The organism is Hydrococcus rivularis NIES-593 (genome assembly GCF_001904635.1).
GTDB classification, from domain to species: Bacteria; Cyanobacteriota; Cyanobacteriia; order Cyanobacteriales; family Microcystaceae; genus Hydrococcus; species Hydrococcus rivularis.
Genome location: NZ_MRCB01000004.1, coordinates 1 through 18,302 on the forward strand (window position 1 = coordinate 1; position 18,302 = coordinate 18,302).

Genomic DNA, 18,302 nt, shown 5'->3' on the forward strand with positions numbered 1-18,302 from the left:
GGTATCCCATGCCGACATATTGGGAACCTTGACCCGTAAATAAAAATGCTATTTTGCGATCGATTCCCGTGTCTGCCGTTCCTGCTATTAGTCCGGGGGCTTCTTGTCCATTTCCAAAAGTTGCTAAGCGCGATCGCAATTGTTTGCCAGAATCGGTTACAATCGCTATACGATAGTTAAAGTGCGATCGCCCCGTATTCGCCGTAAAACAAATATTTTCTAGTAAAGTTTCTGGATGATTTGTCAAGTATTGTTCATAAGACTTAACTAAATCCTTGAGAGCGGTTTGGCTTTTCGCTGAAAGGGTCAGAATATGTAGAGAACGTTCAATGACTTCCGACTTCTGTACGAGCGGGTTTTGAACATTAACTGTCGGTAAATCGGTTGAGTTTCTAGATAAATCCGCCCCTACGACTCCTGACTCCTGCAAAACAACATGAGCATTCGTTCCTCCAAAGCCGAAAGAACTGACACCAGCCAAACGAGTCTGTTCTCCTCGATTCCAAGGTTGACGTTGAGTAGGAATGGATATGGAAGTCTCTTGCAGGTCGATATGAGGGTTTAGCGCATTCAGATGAAGATGAGCGGGAATTTCTTCGTACTGAAGACAGAGAATGACTTTAATTAAGCCTGCAATTCCCGCTGCCGCTTCTAAGTGACCGATATTCGTTTTGACAGATCCCAACCATAGCGGTTGGTTAGCAGAACGTCCCTGCATCAGAACGGTTTTGAGGGAGTTCACCTCAATCGGATCTCCTAGAGAAGTCCCCGTTCCGTGCGTCTCGATATAACTAATTTCTGCGGGATTTACGCCAGCATCGTACAGGGCTTGACGAATGACGGCTTGCTGGGCAAGTCCGTTTGGTGCGGTCAATCCGTTGCTACGTCCATCTTGGTTAATAGCAGAACCGCGAATGACTGCTAGGATATTATCGCCATCTCTTTGGGCATCGCCAAGGCGTTTGAGAATAATAACGCCGCAACCTTCTCCGCGCACGTAGCCATCCGCACTCGCATCAAAAGTTTTACAGCGACCGTCAGATGACATCATCCCTGCTTGGGTAAAAGTTTGGGTTAATTCTGGGGATAAAATAAGATTGACTCCGCCAACGAGGGCGCGATCGCATTCCCCATTTTGTAAGCTTTTCGCTGCCAGGTGAACGGCGACTAGAGAAGAAGAACAAGCCGTATCTATTGTCAGGGAAGGTCCTCGAAGATCGAAAAAATAGGAAAGACGATTCGCCGCAATGCTATGAGCATTTCCCGTCCCGGCATAGGCATCCGGTTCTAATTGATGCCGCAGTCGAATCTGAGAATAATCGCTGCTACTGATACCAACAAAAACTCCCGTTGTGCTACCAGCTAGTTGATTTGCGGCTATGCCTGCACTTTCTAGGGCTTCCCAACTCACTTCTAACAGCAATCGTTGCTGGGGATCCATTTCATGTGCCTCGCGAGGAGAAATGCCAAAAAATTGCGGATCGAACTGGTCAACTCGCTCTAAAAATCCTCCCCAGTCATTGCCTTCCCAGCGTTCATTTACTTGAGTAATAGCATCCTTGCCTTCGCATAACAGTTTCCAGAAGGCTTCGGGATTATTAGCGCCAGGAAAGCGACATCCAATGCCGATAACGGCGATTGGGGATTGTTCGATTTTGGTGAAGCCGCCGCACGCTCCCGGAAGCGGTTCCGGGAGAACGGCGGATTGGGAAATCTCTTTTTCTGTGTGTTTTCTTGTCCCGGAGTTCTCTTGCCCCAGATACGCTGCCAGGGTTGCAATGCTGGGGTAATCATAGGCAAGGGTAGGAGACAATTTTCGTCCCAACCAGTCTTCTAATTCGGCTGACAGGCGAACGGCTTGCACGGAATCTAAACCATAACTGGCAAATGGTTCTCGAACGTCGATTTCCTGGGGCGAAATTCCCAATCGCTGGGCAATATTTGAAACCAACCATGCTTGTATCGTTTGCTGTTGTTTGTTAGTCTCCCTTGTCTCCCTTGTTCCTTCAACTTCCGACTTCCGAGTTCCAACTTCCGAGTTCCAACTTCCGAGTTCCAACTTCCCCTTCTCTCCCTGTCTCCACTCTCCTAGTGCCTCTAAACTTCCTTCTAGAAAACCCGCTTTACAAGCGTGACGTTGGATTTTGCCGCTAGAAGTCTTGGGAATGCTGCCCGTTTTGAGGAGAACAATAGCAAAGGGTTGTAATTCGTGGTTTTGGACGACTGCTTTGCGAATAGCACTGGCAATTTCTTCTAGATCGAGCTTCCTGATATAATGGCGCTTGACTTCGCAGGCGATCGCGAGGTGCTCTTCTCCATGCACATCCACAGAGAAAGCCGCCCCAGCAGATTCTCGGATAGCCTCATGGCTTTTTTCTACCGTTAATTCAATATCTTGAGGATAATGGTTGCGACCTCGAACGATAACTAAATCTTTTAGGCGACCCGTAACAAAGAGTTCGCCATCTTGTAAAAAGCCTAAATCTCCGGTGCGCAGAAAGGGACCTTCTTGAGTGTCTGCGACATAGGCATTAAAGGTTTCTTCGGTTTGCGTCTTGCGATTCCAATAGCCTTGGGCAACACTTTTGCCGGATACCCAAATCTCGCCAATTTCATTGGAATGGCAACGTTTTAAAGTCTCAGGATTAACAATAAGGATTTTTTGATCTTCGACGGTTTGTCCGCATCCAACTAAAGTAATACTGCCATTCTCCGATGGACTCGCGTTAATAATTCGATTTTGTTTTATGGCTTTCCCATCAAAGGTTTTTAAAATCGGCGCTGCTTCTTTTAATCCGCCAGAGACAATCAGGGTTGTTTCCGCCATCCCGTAACAGGGATAAAATGCCTCTTTACGGAAGCCGCAGGAAGCAAACGCCTCGGCAAAGCGTTCTAGGGTTTCGGCGCGAACGGGTTCGGCACCCGTGAAAGCCAATGTCCAACAACTGAGGTCGAGGGTTTCTCTGTGTTCGGGCGCAATCTGAGTAACGCATAGTTCGTAAGCGAAATTCGGTGCGCCACTGGTTGTCGCGCGATCGCGCGAAATTGCCTGCAACCAACGTAAGGGACGCTGGAGAAAGGCTACGGGAGGCATCAGCGCCTGGGAAGCACCGACATAAATCGGTTGCAAGATCCCGCCAATGAGTCCCATGTCGTGGTAAGGAGGCAACCAAGAAACGCCTTTACTCTCGGCAGTATCTTGGAAACACCGATTGATTAAGCTGGAATTGTGGATCAGGTTGCCGTGACTGACCATTACCCCTTTGGGCATTCCCGTAGAACCGCTGGTGTATTGTAAAAATGCTAGGTTATCTTCGCTGAGGTTAATGGGTTGCCATTGACTGGCTGAGTGAGAGTCGATATTATCGGTCGTCAGACAGCGGATGGCTTCTGTAGAGAGATATTTGGTTAGTCGTCCCTCGATCGTGCTGACTAATGCTTCTGTGGTGAGAGCAAAATTTGCCTGGGCATCGGAGACAATTGCTTGTAGGCGTTCGAGAGAACGATTGGCGCGAGGCGGATAGGCGGGAACGGCAATAACTCCCGCGTACAAACAACCGAAAAATGCGCAGATGAACTCCAGACCGGACTGATAGAGTAATAATGCACGTTCGCCTTGAGCGTTAAGGGATTGAAGCGTTGCTGCGATCGCTCTTGCTCGTTTGTCTAACTGATAATAGGTAAGGCTGTCGGTTACTGTTTCCCCGTCGCCCATAAAGGTGAAAACGATTTTTTCAGATTGTTTCGAGGCTCTATCGCTTAATAGGTCTACAAAATTGGAGAAGTTTCCGCTCATTTATCGATTATCGTTAGGTATTATTAACTAGATATATAGATAGCCTATAACCCCTCTCTATGTTACTAGGTTGGCGATCGCTGCCAGCATCGCTATTTGCTCTTCTGTGACCTTCTTCATTGAGTCGAAACATGCACCAAATGTCTATATTGTCAAGTCGAGTCTTGGCAGTTATGCCATAAACAAAATGTTGGTAGAGTTGTACGTCGGCAAGAGGTTCGGTGTCCAAGTATACGCCGACTGAAGATAAATGCGATCGCGATCGCACAAAATCGAGTATACTTCCGAATTGTGACTGCATTTTGACCCTGCTCTAGAGGATTTGCAACGCAACGGAACGATTGGCTTGGTGGGAGGAAGCGATCGCGATTGTGAATCTGATTTAAGATGAATAACAGAGAATGCCGACTATATCCTGCCGACAGGCAACGCGAAGGCGGATCGCGTTTTGGCTATCTTTATGGGAAGATAGCCAATTATGTCATCAACTCCGCCGGAAATTAATGCTTTAATAAAGCGTTTCAATAACGAGTTAGATTGGATTGAAGGGAAAGCAACAGAAGGATTAGAATTTATCAGAATCGTTCTAGAACGCTTTCCCGAAAACCCTACGCTAGTTCGCCTGTTCGCTTTTTTGAATAATGCGATATTTTTTGTCAATCTTCAAAGAAGTAGACTTCAGATAATTGTTAATGAGATCGATGTTATAGATATGGCGAGCTATGAAGAATTTAAAGAGATGGCAGAAAAATTAGATCGTCAATTAGATCTAATTTTAGAAGCTAAAAGTATTTTTTCTGGCATAATTGAATGTTTGAAGAAATTAAAGTGAAACGATCGGATTTCCAACAAAAGCAACTAGAAGTTTTAAAAAAAATTGACAATTTAATTTCATTAGGCGAGCAAAATTTAGAAGAAATAGACAAGGAAATGTCAAAGATTGAGAAAGAGTTGAAGCAAAAAGTAGAACAGCCTTCTCAATAAAATTTTCATAGGCGATCGCAGTTTTAAGCGCTATGGTTAAAATGATTGGGTTGAAGATGATAATTGTGAATTAGCCATTGTCAATTTTTTTATTAAGTCATTAAACCTACATAAAGCTTTCAGCATTAGTCATACCAAGAACTTATACAATAATTTGGGTTTAACTTCTCTCATTCAACGAGACACATCCTATGCCACGCCGCGACGATATACGTAAAATCCTGCTTATAGGTTCGGGTCCGATTATCATCGGACAAGCCTGCGAATTTGACTACTCTGGCACGCAAGCTTGTAAAGCGCTTCGAGAAGAAGGCTATGAAGTCGTGTTGGTCAACTCCAATCCCGCTACAATTATGACCGACCCGGAAACAGCAGATCGAACCTATGTAGAACCGCTAACGCCAGAAATCGTTGAAAAGGTCATTGCCAAAGAAAAACCAGATGCTTTACTGCCGACGATGGGGGGTCAAACGGCATTGAACATAGCCGTGGCATTGGCAAAAAGTGGCGTACTGGACAAGTATAACGTAGAGTTAATCGGGGCAAAGCTAGAGGCGATCGAAAAGGCAGAAGATCGGGAACTGTTCAAGAAAGCCATGCAGCGCATTGGCGTTCCCGTCTGTCCGTCAGGAATCGCTAACAATCTTGAGGAAGCCAAAGCGATCGCGCAAGAAATCGGTTCCTATCCTTTAATTATTCGTCCTGCTTTTACTCTCGGCGGGACTGGCGGCGGCATCGCCTACAACCAGGAAGAATACGAACAGATGGCGCAATATGGACTCGATGCCTCTCCCGTCTCGCAAATCTTAGTCGAGAAATCCCTACTGGGTTGGAAAGAATACGAACTAGAAGTCATGCGCGACTTGGCAGATAATGTCGTCATTATCTGTTCGATTGAAAATATCGATCCGATGGGAGTCCATACGGGAGACTCGATTACTGTCGCCCCCGCCCAAACGCTGACAGATAAGGAGTACCAGCGCCTGCGGGACTATTCTAAAGCAATTATTCGAGAGATTGGTGTAGAAACGGGCGGATCGAACATTCAATTTGCCGTTAATCCCGTCAATGGCGAAGTCATCGTCATTGAAATGAATCCCCGCGTGTCTCGATCCTCTGCCCTAGCATCGAAAGCGACGGGATTCCCGATCGCTAAATTTGCAGCGAAGTTAGCAGTTGGCTATACCCTCGATGAAATTCCCAACGATATTACCAAGAAAACTCCCGCTTCCTTTGAACCGACCATCGATTACGTCGTTACCAAAGTTCCCCGTTTCGCCTTTGAAAAATTCCCAGGCGCACAAGCTATCCTGACGACTCAGATGAAGTCAGTAGGCGAAGCAATGGCAATCGGACGCACGTTCCAAGAATCTTTTCAAAAAGCTTTGCGATCGCTAGAAATCGGCCGTTTTGGCTTCGGTTGCGACAGACAGGAAACCCTGCCTTCTCTGTCCCAAATTCGGGCGAATCTGAGAACGCCCAATCCAGAGAGAATCTTTACCATCCATCACGCCTTCCATTTGGGAATGTCGGTGGAAGAACTTTACGAACTCACCGCGATCGATCCTTGGTTTTTAGACAAAATGCAGGAACTGGTAGAAACCGAGAAGTTTCTCAAGCGAACTCCCCTGCACAAAATTACCAAAGAACAGATGCGGTTTATCAAACAGCAAGGATTTAGCGATCGCCAAATCGCCTTTGCGACGAAAACCTCAGAAGACCAAGTAAGAGGTTATCGCAAGCATTTAGGCGTTATCCCAGTCTACAAACTCGTCGATACTTGCGCGGCAGAATTTGAAGCCCTCACACCTTATTATTACTCCTCATATGAACCGGAAGAATCGGAAGTCAGATCGTCCAATAATCGCAAAGTCATGATTTTGGGAGGAGGTCCCAACCGTATCGGACAGGGAATCGAGTTTGACTACTGCTGCTGTCACGCCGCTTTTGCCCTCTCTAAAGAGGGGTTCGAGACGATTATGGTCAACTCTAACCCAGAAACCGTTTCTACCGATTACGATACGAGCGATCGCCTTTACTTTGAACCCCTCACCAAAGAAGATGTCCTCAATATCATCGAAGCAGAACGTCCCGAAGGCATCATCGTTCAATTCGGCGGTCAAACGCCTCTCAAATTAGCCGTACCATTACAAGAGTATTTGGATTCTTTGTCAGATCCCCAAGGACAAAATACCAAAATCTGGGGAACGTCGCCGGATTCGATCGATATTGCTGAAGACAGAGAACGGTTCGAGCAAATTTTGCGCCAATTAAATATTAGCCAACCGCCTAACGGAATCGCCCGCAGCTACCAAGAATCTCTCTCAATCGCCGGACGAATTGGCTATCCGGTAGTAGTACGTCCTTCTTATGTCTTAGGCGGACGGGCAATGGAAATCGTCTATTCTGACGACGATCTGCAACGATACATGACCTATGCAGTTCAGGTAGAACCCGACCATCCCATTTTGATCGATAAGTTCCTCGAAAATGCGATCGAAGTCGATGTCGATGCGCTATGCGATTCTACGGGAAAAGTTGTCATCGGCGGCATCATGGAACACATCGAAGAAGCGGGGGTTCATTCTGGAGACTCTGCCTGTTCGATTCCTTTTACCTCTTTAGCTAATAGCGCGATCGATACCATTCGTCAGTGGACGGTCAAACTCGCCCAGGCGCTCAAAGTGGTAGGGTTGATTAATATTCAGTATGCCGTACAAGGGGAACGAGTCTACATTCTAGAAGCCAACCCTCGCGCTTCTCGTACCGTTCCTTACGTTTCCAAGGCGACGGGGATTCCTTTAGCCAAGGTTGCCTCCCTCGTCATGTCTGGGAAAACCCTAGAATCGCTAGGCGTTACCTCTGAGTATATTCCTCGCCATATCGCCGTTAAAGAGGCTGTATTGCCCTTCGAGAAGTTTCCGGGGACGGATACTCTACTCGGTCCAGAAATGCGGTCTACGGGCGAAGTAATGGGCATTGACAGCGATTTTGGCAGGGCATTTGCCAAGGCAGAAATTGCCGCAGGCGTTCGTCTTGCTACAACAGGAACGGTATTTGTCTCGATGAGCGATCGCGATAAAGTAGCATCGGTTCCTGTTGTTAAGAACCTCATCGATTTAGGATTTAGAGTAGTCGCGACAGCGGGGACGCGCAAAGTCTTGCAAGAAAATGGGATCGATAATGTGGAATTAGTCCTCAAACTCCACGAAGGTCGCCCTCACGTGATCGACTGGATCAAAAATAATTGGATTCAATTCATCATTAATACTCCCAATGGAGAAGAATCCCACACCGACGCGCGCCTAATTCGTCGCACGGCATTGGATTATAAGTTGCCAATTATTACTACTCTCGCTGGTGCCAAGGCAACTGTAGAAGCAATTCGTTCTTTACAGTCCGAACCTTTAGACGTAAAGGCGTTGCAAGATTATATCGCTCGAAAAGGTCGATCTGTGGGATAGGCGTTGCCCATCTTCCCGCATCTTATGGTTTTATCGATCTAATATCTATCGGGAACTTCTCTTCCGTCGCAGTGACAACAGAAGAGAAGTTCCCGATCGCTGTAGGCGTTATACGCCTATTGACTTATGGGCTAAACATAATTGAAGGAATTACTCTCAAGAGAAAGATTGCTAGCATTTTGTACCACGGCAATCAGTTCGTCTTGACCCGTTGTTTTTAGGTAAATTGCCGTACCTGTGGGCAATCCTTGCACAGCCGCTCCCAAGGCATAATTACTCGCACTGCCCTTAAGTTGAATGACATCACCCTCTGCTTGGCTAAAATCTTGAATCAGAGCATAATCTGCCTGACCCAGGGTATTGTTGCGACCGTCGTTGTAGTAGACGCTATTGCTATCGCCTAGCCTGAAAGTGTCAGCACCTGCACCGCCTGCGAGCGTATCGATTTCGCCTCTCCCTGGTTGTTGGTTGGTAGCGACACCGACAAGTGTATCCGTTCCATCCCCACCGAGGAGCATATCTTTACCAGAACCGCCGGAGAGATAATCGTCTCCTCCATCGCCATAAACGCGATCGTTCCCCGAACCAGCAAAGAGTCTGTCGTTACCGCCTTGACCTGTGAGGGTGTCATTCCCTCTGTAACCGTAAATAGTTTGAGCAGAAGAGTCGCCAGTCAGTTCGTCGTTTCCGTTGGTGCCCTTAAGTTCTCCGGAACCTTGAGTTTCTCCAGGAGGGTTAGGATTGGGGCTAGGCGATGGAGTCGAGGAACCTTCACTCTGGGCTGTGTAGGTGCCTGGGTTGGGATCGCCTGCACCGAATACTTGAGTCCAGTAGCGCTGATAATTGATGCGTCCGCTATCGTTGGCTAGGTAAGCATATCCTACTCCTAGATGGGTATAGTTGGGATTGAGAATATTCGCACGGTGCCCGGAACTATTCATCCACGCTTGCATGACGGCTTCTGGGCTTGTTTGACCGGCAGCAATATTTTCTCCCACAGTTGTCCACCGATAACCCGCTTGAGTAGCGCGATCGCTCGGTCTTGACCCATTACCCGGATCGACGTGACTGAAAAAGTCGCCATTCGCCATACGACCGGAATGACCGTCTGCGGCAGCATCTAATTTTTGGCTGAGGCTTAAGGATCTTAAACCCTGCTTGGCGCGTTCTTGGTTTACGAGTTCGAGTATTCTTTGGTCGAATTGGTCGGTTAGAGCCACAAGTTTCTCCTGTCATCAAAACAACTTAAAGCTGCATTCAGCTCTCATTAATGCTTAGTGCATTAGTTGCATTTTTGAATAGTCATTTGCATTGCAAAGATACACTATAAAATGTAAAAAAATAGGTAATTAATTGCAGTGTAAGCTATTGACTATTCCGCGCATTAACTATCTATAAAAGGGTCTAAGCTTTTTTATTAAAAATATTTAAGCATAGATTTTGAGTGAGTAAATACGCAAATTTACCGATCTTTCTATTTGCAAAGGAAATTTGCGATCGGTATTTTTATCGACTGATTAAATTTACTAATTGTGTTTTTGTTCCGGATCGATTTTTTTTATATAATCTTGACTGTTGTCTACAATATATGAGAGGCATCATGTCGCAGAAATGATGCAAGATGTTTTCGAGAAAAAGAGATCGCTGTCTAAAACATGAAAAGACACGGGCTATTTGTTGGCTTATCTACATTAGACTTCATCTATCTAACTAAAAATCTCCCAGAAACTAATCAGAAAATAGTTGCTTTAGACCAAACTATTGCAGCTGGAGGACCTGCTACTAATGCTGCCGTAACGTTTAGTTATCTGGGCGATCGCGCTACATTGCTAAGTGTTATTGGCAACCATTCTATTAGTCAGATAATTCGCTGCGATCTAGAAACTTATTCGGTCAAAATTGTAGACTTAGCGCCAAATTGCTTGGAATTACCTTCAGTTTCTTCTATTATCGTTATCGAATCGACAGGAGAACGAGCGGTTATTTCTGTTAATGCTACTAAATTTCAAGCGATTCCCGAACAAATCCCCTCAGATATTTTACAAAATGTCGAACTCGTTTTAATTGACGGGCATCAAATGGCGCTTAGCGTTGCGATCGCCAAACAAGCTAAAGCAAGAAATATTCCAGTCGCGATCGATGGCGGAAGTTGGAAATCGGGTTTTGAAGAAGTGTTGCCTTTTGTCGATTATGCAATTTGTTCGGCTAATTTTTATCCTCCCAATTGCCATAACCAGGAAGAGGTATTTATCTATCTTCAACAAATAGGTATTCCTCACATTGCGATTACTCAAGGTGAAAACCCCATTCAATATCTCTCTCAAAGAAAAAAGGGAGAAATAGAAATTCCTACGATAAAAGCCATTGATACTCTAGGTGCTGGCGATATCTTTCACGGTGCTTTTTGCCATTATATTCTTCAAAAAAACTTTATTGACGCGCTTTCTTGTGCGACTCAAGTCGCCTCTTATTCCTGTCAATTTTTCGGGACTAGGCAATGGATGCAATAAGCCTGTAAAACAGCCAAGTTTATTTCATTCTGATGAAGTGATTTCGCCATGAAATAATACCGTTTTCAAAAATGCTTGCTACAAATCTCTTGTTTAATCCACCCACACTTTCTACACACATCCTTCTCTCTTTATCTGTATCAAGAAAAAAGGAAATTGATATAAATTTCTTGTACCCTAAATTTAAAGTCCGTTTTTAACTGCTCTACTGACGGACAAGATATGAGCTATTACTTGCTTAACTTTTGCTGAATTCGAGACACGATAATATCGACTTCTTGTAATTTTAACTGCATTGCTAATAAAACAAAAACTCCCAAGGCAACGCTTGCTGATAGACAAAATTGTAATAATAAAAGCAACAGATTATTACTATCTAAAAGTTTTTCCCATCCCCAATTTACGCCCCAACTCGCTATAGTCGATGCGATAGTAATTGCTGTTAACTGTAATAAAATCAATCCCCACTCACCCAACGGCAAGCCATTGAGTCGGCGGTTTAAAATCCACAAAAATGCTCCCATGGAAGTAATATTAACGCCAACAGTAGCCAAGACTAATCCTGGAGTTTGAAAAGATTGAATCAATAAATAATCTAATCCGGCATTGAGGAAGATATTAAAAATACTGACGCAAAAGGGCGTTTCTCCATCACCCAAAGCATAAAAGACTCTAACTAAAACATCGCGACCTAAATAAAAGAACATTCCAAATCCGTAAGCCATTAAAACAGGAATGACCATTTGAGAAGCTTTCAGATTAAAAGAGCCTCGTTCGTAAATTATCCGAATAATCGGAGTGGCTGACGCAATAAATATTGCTGTCAGAGGTAACATTGTAAGGGCAGTTAATAATAATCCCTGACGAATTCTAAATTTTAATTCTTGCCAATTTTCTGGGGCAGCGAGTTGGGAAAAGACGGGCATAAAGGGCACTAAAATCATATTGGAAATAATGCCCAATGGCGTTAGCACGATGAAGTTGGCGTAGCGCATTGCGGCTGCCGCACCTTCAATATAAGAGGCAAAAAATAAATCGGTATAAACGTTAATATGCAGCATTCCAGAAGAAAGCGAGGCGGGGATCATGACTCTCATAACATCTCCTACGCCAGGAATGCGCCAATCAAAGCGCAACCGCAACTTACCCATCCCCGACTGAATCTGGGCATTTAACTGTGCCACCCATTGCAAAAGTCCGCCTGCTAGCGTTCCTCCCGCTAGAACTACTCCTCCTAATTGCAGGTATCGAGAATCGTTAATTTGCTCCCCCAGCAGCCAAGCGAGAACGGCAACACCAATGACAACAGTTAAGCTGGAAAACAGAGGGCTAATGCTAGGCAACCAATATTGGTTGGAGGCATTGAGCGTACCGAAACCAATGCCGATCAATCCGGCGAATACGGCTAGCGGTGCCATAATCTGTAATTGTAAGATGGCGCTAGCTCTTGCTATCCCGTCTAAGCCTGGTGCAAGGATATCGATAAACGTTCCGGCAAAGACGACTAGAACGACGGTAACGAGTAACAGGACGATACTGATGAGGGTTGTTACCGTTTCCACGATGGGGGCGGCTTCGGACTTGTTCCGCTTTGCCAAAACACTCACTAAAGCGCTGTGAAAGGGACCGTTAATACCGCCGAGCAATATCAGCAGAAAACCGGGAATGACGTAGGCATAGGCGTAGGCGTTGACAACGGCTCCCACGCCAAAAGCCCATGCGATCGCCTGTTCGCGAACTAAGCCAAAGATTTTACTGATCAGGGTGGCAATAGCGACGATGCGCGCGATACCAGCTAGAGAGCGAGAGGATTTTTTCTTCTCAGACACGCCAATTCCAAAATAACTGCTTGGTCTATTATTTACTTAATTTGGGCGACGGCACAATTGCGACCTTGTTCCTTAGCTCGATACAGTGCTTGGTCAGCTGCCTCAATCAAATTTTTAGGCGACAGTTCTTGAGTCGGAATCTGAGTAGCGATGCCTAAACTCATGGTGACATACTCTCTTACAGGCGAAGATTGGTGGGGAATTTGGAGTTGTAGTATTGCCTTGCGGATCGATTGTGCCACTTGCATCGCTCCCTCAGCGGGAGTGTTGGGCAAGATAATAGCAAACTCTTCTCCCCCATAACGAGCTACTAAATCTGCCGGACGATTGACAACGCGATCGATCGCTCTCGCCACGACTTTTAAACAATCATCTCCCTCTAAATGACCGTAAGAATCGTTGTAGGTTTTGAAGTAATCGATATCCCCTAAAATTACCGACAAAGGCAATTGCTCCCTTAACATCCGCCTCCACTCCTGTTTGAGATGTTCTTCAAAACGGCGGCGATTGGCTACTCCAGTCAAGCCGTCCGAATTAGCTAGGCGGTGTAAGGTTTGGTTGAGTTGATAGAGTTCTAAGTTCATTTGCTGAAGCGAGGATTGATACCTTTTTCGCTCCTCTTCCACTCGTTTGTATTCGGTAATGTTTGTTTGAACGGCGATGTAGTGAGTTACTTTTCCCGCTTCATCTCGGATTGGGGAAATCGAAATATCATTCCAAAATAGCGTTCCATCTTTGCGATAGTTACGCACGGTGACGCGGCACTCTTTTTGTTGTCGGATAGCTTGTCGGATGATTTCGAGGGCGGGTTGCTCTCTATCTTCTCTTTGCAAGAAGCGGCAGTTTTTTCCGATGACTTCTGCCGACGAATAACCCGTCATGCGTTCAAAACCTGGATTGACGTAAATAACCGGGTTATCGGGCGCGGTTGCATCGGTAATGACGATGCCGTTAGGAGTAGCAGCGATCGCGCGATCGAGTAGTAGTAAATTAAGCTGAGGTTGGGGATGAAATCGATAGACGATCTCGTTGAGGCGGAGTTGCTCTTCTAGTTTGGCATCTTTTTGGGCGAGTTGTTTTTGCAGGGCACTCAATTTGAGTTGCGTTTCTACCCGCATGATTACTTCTTCGGGTTGATAAGGCTTAGTTATATAATCTGCTCCTCCAACAGCAAACGCTCTCGCTTTATCAAAGCTTTCATCTAACTCGCTTAAGAAAATTACGGGAATTTCTTTGGTTGTTTCTATCGTTTTTAGTTGCTGGCAGAGTTCGTAACCGTTCAAACTCGGAAGCTTAACATCGAGTAAAATCAAATCGGGTGGCATTGTCTGTGCTGCCATGATTGCCATTTCCCCATCGAGGGCTTGCCTGATTTGATAGCCACGATCGACGAGCCGGTTTGACAGGGCACGAAGGTTGTCTACTTCATTTTCAACCACTAAAATATCTGCCTTATACTCCTGCTCTAACTTGACCCTCATCCGAGCTGTATCCTAGTTTTTTAATTAAATTTTTGCGGGATAGCAAGTAACCCGCTAGTAAAAATAAACACGATAAAGTAAAAAATAGAAAAAGAGCGAGTAAAAATCCAAATAATCTATTTTTTACAACTTATTTCTAATTATCGTTTGTTTGTTAATCATTGTTTAAGAAAACTGACGCGATTAAATCTTTAATAGATTCTTAAAAAAGAATTGGGAGTATTTTTTCTCCTACCTCTTGCGCTTAGGAGTTTTTAATACACTAAAAAATAGGGACACTAGAACTCAGTCATGACAATCGATAGCTTGAAAGACAAAGTTAACGTTCGCGGGGTCGAGCATTATTATGAATGGATTCGCCAGCCTCAAACTTACTCCAAACCCGTGATGGCGTTCGTTCACGGATGGGGAGGCTCGTCGCGGTATTGGCGAAGCACGGCAAAGGCACTCAGCGATCGCTTCGATTGTTTGCTTTACGATCTCAGGGGATTCGGACGTTCTCGCCTCCCCCACTCCTCAACCGAAAGTTCGTCGTTAAAACTAAGTTACGAACTCGAAGAATATGCCAAAGATTTAGCGGCTTTACTCGATGCTTTGCATTTAGATAAAATCTATCTTCACGGTCACTCAATGGGTGCATCGGTAGCTGCTTGGTTTCTCACATCATATCCCGAACGAGTCAAACGGGCAATTTTAGCCTGTAACGGCATATTTGAATATGATGAAAAAGCTTTTGCTGCTTTTCATAAATTTGGCGGTTACGTTGTCAAATTTCGCTATCATTGGTTTTTAAACATTCCCTTTGCCGATCGCATATTCATGTCGCGATTTCTTCATCGTCCCATTAGTCGACAAGATCGGCGAGCTTTTTTAGAAGATTTTCTCTTAGCAGACTATGAAGCAGCTTTAGGAACGATTTACACTTCCGTTAGTCAAAAAGCTGTAGAAATTATGCCGCAGAAATTCGCCCAAATTAGCGTGCCAACTTTATTAATTTCTGGCGAGAAAGATATCATCATTCCTGCTGCTATGGGTCGTCAAGCTGCTGCTTTAAATCAGACAATTGAATATATAGAAATTCCCAAAACCGCTCATTTTCCTATGTTGGAAGATGCCGAGACTTATCTGTTGCGAGTGCGAGAATTTTTAGAAAATGAAAATTAAATTAATAGTTAGTAGTTATTAGAATTTTTTTAACAACTAACTACTAGCCAATAACCAAATTACAATGGTCTATAAACCCGATAGTTAATCTTCGGGAAAATATTGTCCATCGCTTCTACTTTTGCCAACCAACCCGAATCGATTTTTTCTGCTTTAATGTCTTCGTAGAGTTTATTAAAGCGCAGCAAGTGCGATCGCGTCTGGCGTACCGCATAGGGCACCATCGTTCCCGTGCGCATGATAAATGCCCAGTCCGACGATTGCGCCAGCAGCAACTCCCGCGCTGCTTGATTGAGGGCGCGTTCTTCGAGTTCGTCTGCGGCTTCTCTTCGACTCAGTTCGATCATGCGTTCTGCGGCTTTGTGCAGGTGGGGATAAATCCAAGCATTGGTATTGTTGAGCCAATATTCGTGAAATCCTTTATGACCCCAACTTGACTGAGAGGGGCGGCACACCTGTTGGGTGGGATGGCGACGCAAATAATCTGCTAGATGAGTCATCTCATAGGTATTTTGGTCGTACCAAGACTTGCGGAACAAATAATCGATAAACCAAGGTCCTTCATACCACCAGTGTCCAAACAGTTCGGCATCGTAGGGCGACACCACAATTGGCGGACGCTGCATTATCGCCGCCAAATGTCCGACTTGTTGCTCCCGATTGTACATAAAGTTACCTGCGTGTTCTGCCGCCTTTTCCCTCGCCCAGTAGGGATCGTACAGCGCTTTATCCGACAAACCCGCATGGCGACTGGTGATTTTGTGATATTTGATCCCAATATTTTTCCGCTGACCGTTGGGCATAATGTAGGGCTTAATGTATTCGTATTCCGCTTCCCAGCCCAAATCTTTATAAAACTCTCGATAGACGGGATCGCCGGGATAGCCAACCTGAGACGACCATACCTGCTGGGAAGATTCGTGATCGCGACCGAAGGCAGCAACTCCGGTTTCGGTAAAAATAGGCGCGTAGTTACCAAAGCGAGGACGGGGGCGACCGTAGAGAATTCCGTGTCCGTCAACGAGAAAATAGCGCAGACCGGCATCGGCTAGCATGCGCTCCACGCCTTCATAATAGGCGCATTCGGGCAACCAAATTCCTTTGGGCGGGCGATCGAAATGTTCTTGGTAGTGCTCGCAAGCCACCTGAATTTGTGCCCACACCGCTTGAGGATACATTTTCATCAAGGGCATATAGCCGTGAGTTGCGCCACAGGTAATAATTTCCAGGTTATTGCTATCGAGAAATTGTTTGAAGGCGGCAACTAAATCTCGGTCGTAACGTTCCCAAGTTGTGCGAATTTCATGGAATTCCTTGGCATAATATTCTGCTAAGTAGCGAATATGCCCATTATGTTCGTTATGCTTGATTTCCTTTTGAATTAGTTCTTCCAACTTGGCAAGGTGTTGGTCATAACGATCTTGTAGCAAGGGATCGCGCAACATCGACACCAAGGGAGGTGTCATGCTCATGGTCATCTTGAAGTCAATCCCGTCTCGCTTTAGCCCTTCAAAGACGTGCAAGAGAGGAACATAGGTTTCTGTAATGGCTTCATAAAGCCATTCCTCTTCTAAAACATAGTCACTTTCTGGATGTCGGACGAAAGGCAGATGGGCGTGGAGGACGAGAGCGACATAACCGAGAGCCATAGGAGTTCTGTAATCTTTACTTAATATTTATGTGAATAATGCTGGATATGAAGTTTAGCAAATTTTATACTATCTTAATGATCTTAAAATGAAAGAGATCGTAAAAAAGATCCTACCTTTTGTAGGAAGGTCATAGAGTTTTAGTTTCGATTGTCGAACGGACTTTGTAGCCGACATCTTTACAATTCGAGACGCGATCGCTCATTTAGCATGCTCACTCCTGACCTATCTAATACTAAATCATCTGTGTTGCAACTACCTAACATGCAGGCAGCCCCAGGACAAGACACTCCGACACCCGTGTCGATCCAGCTTTTGCTGTTTGTTGACGAGCGTCCCAGTTCGCAAGAAACGATCGGGCAGATCCAAAATTATCTCCAGAGCCTAAAGACAGATTATTCTATCGATCTGCAAGCGATCGAGATTGGAGAACAGCCGCATCTGGTCGAGCACTTCAAATTGATCGCGACTCCAGCTTTAGTAAAAATTTTTCCAGAACCCAGACAAACGCTTGCGGGCAGTAATATTGTCGAACAACTAAAAAAATGGTGCCCTCGCTGGCAACTGGCTTTCGAGGAACAAATAGCCAACACTTCCAAACGAAATGGTTCTAGTCAAACTCTGTCCCCTAAACTCGACGATGTAGGGTACGCGGCAGAATTGATTCGGCTCTCCGATGAAGTCTTTCGTCTCAAACAAGAAAAAGAAGAACTTCTCGATCAGTTGAAATTTAAAGATCAGGTATTAGCTATGTTGGCTCATGACCTGCGTAGCCCTCTCACGGCGGCTTCCATTGCTGTGGAAACGCTGGAGTTAACGCAAACTCAAGAAAATAACGAACGAACCGCAAAACTTAAAGACCAACTCTACCAGCAAGCTCGCAAACAGTTTCGCGTCATGAACAGAATCATCACCGAAATTCTGCAAGCATCTAAGACCATGAATGCCGAACTGCGAGTTCAGCACGGTCGCGTGTACCTACAGTCGTTGTGCGAAGAGATTTTGGCTCAGTTTGCCGAGCAGTTTCAAGCCAAGTCTCAGAAGCTAGAGAAAGATATTCCTCAAGATTTACCTCCCGTTTATGCCGATGCCGAGTTAATTCGCCAGGTCATTGTCAATCTTTTAGACAATGCCTGCAAGTACACCCCAGAAGGAGGAAAGATCCAAGTTTCTATTCTCCACCGCACTACGCAAAAAATTCAGGTGAGCGTTTGCGATACCGGACCCGGCATTCCCGAAGAAAAACGAGAACGGATTTTTGAGGGGCATTTTCGTCTCAAGCGCGACGAATCTAAGGAAGGTTACGGTTTAGGGCTTTCGATGTGCCGTAAGATCGTCCGCGCCCATTACGGTCAAATCTGGGTAGATAGTATCTCAGAACGCGGTAGCTGTTTCCACTTTACTTTGCCAGTTTATCGGTAGTTG

The 18,302-nt window shown here is 45.3% G+C and carries 12 protein-coding genes; 6 read left to right on the plus strand and 6 right to left on the minus strand.

Translation table 11 applies throughout. The features are described 5' to 3' along the window. Both NIES593_RS05005 and NIES593_RS23430 read right to left on the minus strand, forming a co-directional pair. The coding region (locus NIES593_RS05005) for a beta-ketoacyl synthase N-terminal-like domain-containing protein (RefSeq protein WP_139253627.1) at nucleotides 1–3,796 on the minus strand (3,796 nt) is incomplete at its 3' end. 13 nt (nucleotides 3,797–3,809) lie between these two features. Continuing rightward, complete coding sequence (locus NIES593_RS23430; RefSeq protein ID WP_139253628.1) at nucleotides 3,810–4,097, minus strand: hypothetical protein; 288 nt, start codon at nucleotides 4,095–4,097, stop codon at nucleotides 3,810–3,812. A gap of 177 nt (nucleotides 4,098–4,274) precedes the next feature. On the opposite strand from NIES593_RS23430, the gene NIES593_RS05010 reads away from it, so the two are divergent. From NIES593_RS05010 to carB, 3 genes are all read left to right on the plus strand, one after another. After that, entirely contained in the window at nucleotides 4,275–4,628 is a 354-nt protein-coding gene (locus NIES593_RS05010) for a hypothetical protein (RefSeq protein WP_073598538.1), read from the plus strand. Further along, nucleotides 4,607–4,780, plus strand: coding sequence for a hypothetical protein (locus tag NIES593_RS23930; RefSeq protein WP_175561038.1), 174 nt, complete (start codon nucleotides 4,607–4,609; stop codon nucleotides 4,778–4,780). The genes NIES593_RS05010 and NIES593_RS23930 overlap by 22 nt, the downstream gene beginning before the upstream one ends. A gap of 191 nt (nucleotides 4,781–4,971) precedes the next feature. Further along, nucleotides 4,972–8,244, plus strand: a complete 3,273-nt coding sequence (gene carB, locus NIES593_RS05015; RefSeq protein WP_073598539.1) for a carbamoyl-phosphate synthase large subunit — start codon at nucleotides 4,972–4,974, stop codon at nucleotides 8,242–8,244. Between the two features lie 131 nt (nucleotides 8,245–8,375). Here the strand turns inward: carB and NIES593_RS05020 are convergent, their stop codons facing one another. After that, complete coding sequence (locus NIES593_RS05020) at nucleotides 8,376–9,464, minus strand: CAP domain-containing protein (protein WP_073598540.1); 1,089 nt, start codon at nucleotides 9,462–9,464, stop codon at nucleotides 8,376–8,378. Nucleotides 9,465–9,899: 435 nt separating this feature from the next. Between NIES593_RS05020 and NIES593_RS05025 the strand changes: the two genes are divergently transcribed. Then, nucleotides 9,900–10,754: a sugar kinase gene (locus NIES593_RS05025; protein ID WP_073598541.1), complete on the plus strand. Its 855-nt coding sequence runs from the start codon at nucleotides 9,900–9,902 to the stop codon at nucleotides 10,752–10,754. A 230-nt stretch (nucleotides 10,755–10,984) separates the two neighbouring features. Here NIES593_RS05025 and murJ read toward each other — a convergent pair whose 3' ends face one another. Both murJ and NIES593_RS05035 read right to left on the minus strand, forming a co-directional pair. After that, a complete protein-coding gene (gene murJ, locus NIES593_RS05030) occupies nucleotides 10,985–12,583 on the minus strand; it encodes a murein biosynthesis integral membrane protein MurJ (protein ID WP_073598542.1) in 1,599 nt (532 codons plus the stop codon). Nucleotides 12,584–12,615: 32 nt separating this feature from the next. Beyond that, on the minus strand, nucleotides 12,616–14,064 hold the full coding sequence (locus NIES593_RS05035) for a GGDEF domain-containing response regulator (RefSeq protein WP_073598543.1): 1,449 nt from the start codon (nucleotides 14,062–14,064) through the stop codon (nucleotides 12,616–12,618). 291 nt (nucleotides 14,065–14,355) lie between these two features. On the opposite strand from NIES593_RS05035, the gene NIES593_RS05040 reads away from it, so the two are divergent. Continuing rightward, a complete protein-coding gene (locus tag NIES593_RS05040; RefSeq protein WP_073598544.1) occupies nucleotides 14,356–15,228 on the plus strand; it encodes an alpha/beta fold hydrolase in 873 nt (290 codons plus the stop codon). A gap of 59 nt (nucleotides 15,229–15,287) precedes the next feature. Here NIES593_RS05040 and NIES593_RS05045 read toward each other — a convergent pair whose 3' ends face one another. Then, nucleotides 15,288–16,877 carry a glycoside hydrolase family 57 protein gene (locus NIES593_RS05045; RefSeq protein ID WP_073598545.1) on the minus strand — a complete coding sequence of 530 codons (1,590 nt, stop codon included), beginning with the start codon at nucleotides 16,875–16,877 and terminating at the stop codon, nucleotides 15,288–15,290. A 246-nt stretch (nucleotides 16,878–17,123) separates the two neighbouring features. On the opposite strand from NIES593_RS05045, the gene NIES593_RS05050 reads away from it, so the two are divergent. Beyond that, complete coding sequence (locus tag NIES593_RS05050) at nucleotides 17,124–18,299, plus strand: histidine kinase (RefSeq protein WP_245817301.1); 1,176 nt, start codon at nucleotides 17,124–17,126, stop codon at nucleotides 18,297–18,299. Nucleotides 18,300–18,302: the final 3 nt, after the last annotated feature.

Bases quoted from the DNA above. Each gene is read 5' to 3' on its own strand.
- NIES593_RS23430 (WP_139253628.1), bottom strand. From the start codon at position 4,097: ATGCAGTCACAATTCGGAAGTATACTCGATTTTGTGCGATCGCGATCG.
- NIES593_RS05010 (WP_073598538.1), top strand. From the start codon at position 4,275: ATGTCATCAACTCCGCCGGAAATTAATGCTTTAATAAAGCGTTTCAAT.
- NIES593_RS23930 (WP_175561038.1), top strand. From the start codon at position 4,607: ATGTTTGAAGAAATTAAAGTGAAACGATCGGATTTCCAACAAAAGCAA.
- carB (WP_073598539.1), top strand. From the start codon at position 4,972: ATGCCACGCCGCGACGATATACGTAAAATCCTGCTTATAGGTTCGGGT.
- NIES593_RS05025 (WP_073598541.1), top strand. From the start codon at position 9,900: ATGAAAAGACACGGGCTATTTGTTGGCTTATCTACATTAGACTTCATC.
- NIES593_RS05035 (WP_073598543.1), bottom strand. From the start codon at position 14,064: ATGAGGGTCAAGTTAGAGCAGGAGTATAAGGCAGATATTTTAGTGGTT.
- NIES593_RS05040 (WP_073598544.1), top strand. From the start codon at position 14,356: ATGACAATCGATAGCTTGAAAGACAAAGTTAACGTTCGCGGGGTCGAG.
- NIES593_RS05045 (WP_073598545.1), bottom strand. From the start codon at position 16,877: ATGGCTCTCGGTTATGTCGCTCTCGTCCTCCACGCCCATCTGCCTTTC.